We start from the raw sequence: 2897 nt of genomic DNA, 5'->3' as shown, positions 1-2897 counted from the left end.
AAATAAATGATGAGTTAAGAGCTTTAATTACCTTATAGCTTCGATCTTGGCTGATCGCTTACGTTGAAACTGCCCTGAAGATGCTCAGCTGCAAAACGAAGTTTGCAGGCCATGATGAATACAGCGGTTCTAACCCGGGCTGCAAACACACTAAAACCGTTGCCTATACTTACGTGAGCATCTGTATTAAAAATCAAACAATTTAAACCACATTTTCAACCCATGCAGATTTTTAACTAATTTTTCATATAGGGGCGCTAGATTCATCTAAAACATTCATGCCGCCGCGCTGCATAGGCTATCCTTAAAAATATGTGATGCTTACTCGTTAGCTTGCTTGTATAAGACTATTTCCCATCACCAGAATACACGCTAACACCTTGTTTTCTGATATAGTCAACTAGAGCTAGGCACTTTTCCCTCTCAGAATTAGGGTTAGCTCGGATATCTCTAATTCCCTTGAGGCTCATGCCTGCGATACTTTCAAACTCATAGGGCTGTTTCGGTACAACATACGAACTCAGCATCATTTTAAGGTTGGCATTTAACCGTATTTTAGGCTCAAACTGTCCACACTCTATTAAGACCAAATATAGCGCTTTGTTAAAAATGCCTTGTAAATAGGTATCCCTAACATCCGCATATTTTTTCGATAATAACATCAACACGCTTGATTAATTCTTCATAATTTTTATTTTAGATTTAAACCCATCTGTTGAATAAAGCGTCTAAGGCTTTTTAACTGCTTACGCCGTTTAATATCACTATCTAAATCCTTTCTCACACTAGCAAGCTTTCGACCTTTGGCAAAAATATATTTGTTCTTAATCAGTTTATTTTTCTCATCTTTATATGCCAGCCTGAAGCATTCTAAAGCTTTATGTACACTTTCTGTAATTTTAATTTTTGGTGGCTTTGTATGCATTTCTTTAGAATAGACTTTGTTTGTCACCTTGCCCTTATAAAAATCTTCTACCCCATATAGTTTTGCATGTTCCAAGTGGCCCTTATAATTAGATAATTTCGAAGCTTTATAAATCCATGGGTCAACAATCACAGCATTTTTCAAATCACCTCTTAAGCAAATAAGGTCTTGCAAAGACTGAGCCTCTACACGCTTAGCAATAGACTTAAAGAGTGCTTTTGATTGGTGGATCAAACAGAAAGAATGTTTAGGTGTTCCGACTTTTGAAATATAGACCTTTTGCTCATGTTTTATCTGGACTGCTATTATCTTTCCAAGATACACAGCCACTGTACTTAATTCTGCACACAATCCGACTCTAGTTCTTAGTGCTTTTACCGCATATTCATCTGATTGAGCATAATCGGTACGGAGCTTATTTATTTCTGTTTTTCTATCCCTGCGAAAAGAAGAATTATAAAGATCACCACTGTACAGACTTTTGATATTTTCCGAATACTTAATACTTCTACGAACAGCCCAAACTAATGCGGCCCCTATCGCTAGTAACTCATCTGGATTCAAAACAACATCCTCTTAAATTAGGATTTACGCATTGGTTGAAATGCAAAATCTAGTTATGCACCCACTAGAAATCAGTGTTTTCACTAGAGTTCATTTTTCCAACAAGCTATCAATGAGTAAGTCCCATAAACGTATCACAATATTTTTATAATATATCCGTATAAATATCTAAATTTCTTAGATTTGCATATCCATTACAATTAATTACTAAGACAGCGCAACTTTTAAAGTATAATACCACCAAAATATCAGACATATTTTTGTGTCAGTTGGCTTTGTTGCATAACTTTCGGTCTCTTCCAATAGGCACATTCCAGCTGTATACAGATCTAGCAAAATTACTTGTCATGAAATACGCAAAGTTTTTAAACAACCGCTGCGCCAAACTCAAGGAATGATTGGTTCCTATTTTAAAGCACAAGGATTACCAATTAGAGCACACCCTCCCGCGCAGCGGGCCTATGCTTGTTGCTTTGATCCCAATATAACAGTAAGCTAATTAAACCACCAGTATTGATCACTCTTGAGCTAAGCAACAAAGCCCGTCATTTGAGTAACTTAGTTTTCAGAACAGAATCCTAAATTATCAGAACATAATTTTTCTGGATTACCACTATCTTTATTTGCGTCTTTTAAGACATAAGTATTTTTATCTTCAGCAAATATTATGTGACTTGTATCTTGCTTGTTGCTGTATGTATCAAAACTCCACGAATGTCCAGTATGACCTTTATTATAATTCATATAAAGAGTTAAATTTTTATCATCATCACTATTTGCAATAGAAATAATATGTGCCTCACCACTTCCGTTCATGGTTAATGCACAAGCAGAATTAGGTGGTGAATCTGAAGTGAATGTGACTATTGCATCTGCGCCTTCAGCCGCTATACCCATGCCACCACCATTGGGATTGGACCACGGATTTTGTTTTAATATAGTTAGTGTTCCTGTACAGTATGTAAAATCAACAACATCATGAACTGTTAGAGTGTAACTGTTCTTAAATTGGATTTCCTTTGGGCTGGTTCCATATTTTGTAGCTGAAGCAAAGTCAATTTCAGAAAAAGAACTAGTATTTTGATTTGCTAACACAGATCCGCTTATTAACCCTAAGATAGTAATTGCTAAGACGCTTTTGTATTTCATTATTTTATAAACCCTTATTTCAATACCAGTACATATTGTCCACATAGTATGGATAAACATTCAACTTAATTTAATATATTTTTTTTACGCCCTCCGTCATACGAAGGCAACCCTCAGGCTTTGTTACATAATCTCCGCTCTTTTCCAATAGGCACATTTCAGCTGCTTCTAAAACTATTCGGCATGCCTATGCGGATCATCTTATTTAAAATTCCTGCGTCAATCATTCCTCCGTTTTTCTGTCTGGCCATTTCTCTGG

At 36.0% G+C, this 2897-nt stretch carries 3 protein-coding genes; all 3 read right to left on the bottom strand.

Annotation, left to right across the window (positions count from 1 at the left end; all coding sequences use genetic code 11):
• Window positions 1-347: 347 nt before the first annotated feature.
• Window positions 348-662: a hypothetical protein gene (locus BGC07_RS15330; RefSeq protein ID WP_069313953.1), complete on the bottom strand. Its 315-nt coding sequence runs from the start codon at window positions 660-662 to the stop codon at window positions 348-350.
• 29 nt (window positions 663-691) lie between these two features.
• On the bottom strand, window positions 692-1489 hold the full coding sequence (locus BGC07_RS15325) for a hypothetical protein (protein ID WP_069313952.1): 798 nt from the start codon (window positions 1487-1489) through the stop codon (window positions 692-694).
• Window positions 1490-2047: 558 nt separating this feature from the next.
• The gene (locus BGC07_RS15320) at window positions 2048-2638 is read right to left on the bottom strand and encodes a hypothetical protein (RefSeq protein WP_069313951.1); all 591 of its coding nucleotides are present in this window, start codon (window positions 2636-2638) and stop codon (window positions 2048-2050) included.
• Between the last annotated feature and the right edge of the window lie 259 nt (window positions 2639-2897).

It is taken from the genome of Piscirickettsia litoralis (assembly GCF_001720395.1).
Lineage (GTDB): Bacteria > Pseudomonadota > Gammaproteobacteria > Piscirickettsiales > Piscirickettsiaceae > Piscirickettsia > Piscirickettsia litoralis.
Note: the sequence above shows the minus strand (reverse complement) of the source record. Positions and strands in the feature narration are given on the sequence as shown.

Coding starts and splice junctions, on each gene's coding strand:
- BGC07_RS15330 (WP_069313953.1), bottom strand. CDS start 662: ATGTTATTATCGAAAAAATATGCGGATGTTAGGGATACCTATTTACAA.
- BGC07_RS15320 (WP_069313951.1), bottom strand. CDS start 2,638: ATGAAATACAAAAGCGTCTTAGCAATTACTATCTTAGGGTTAATAAGC.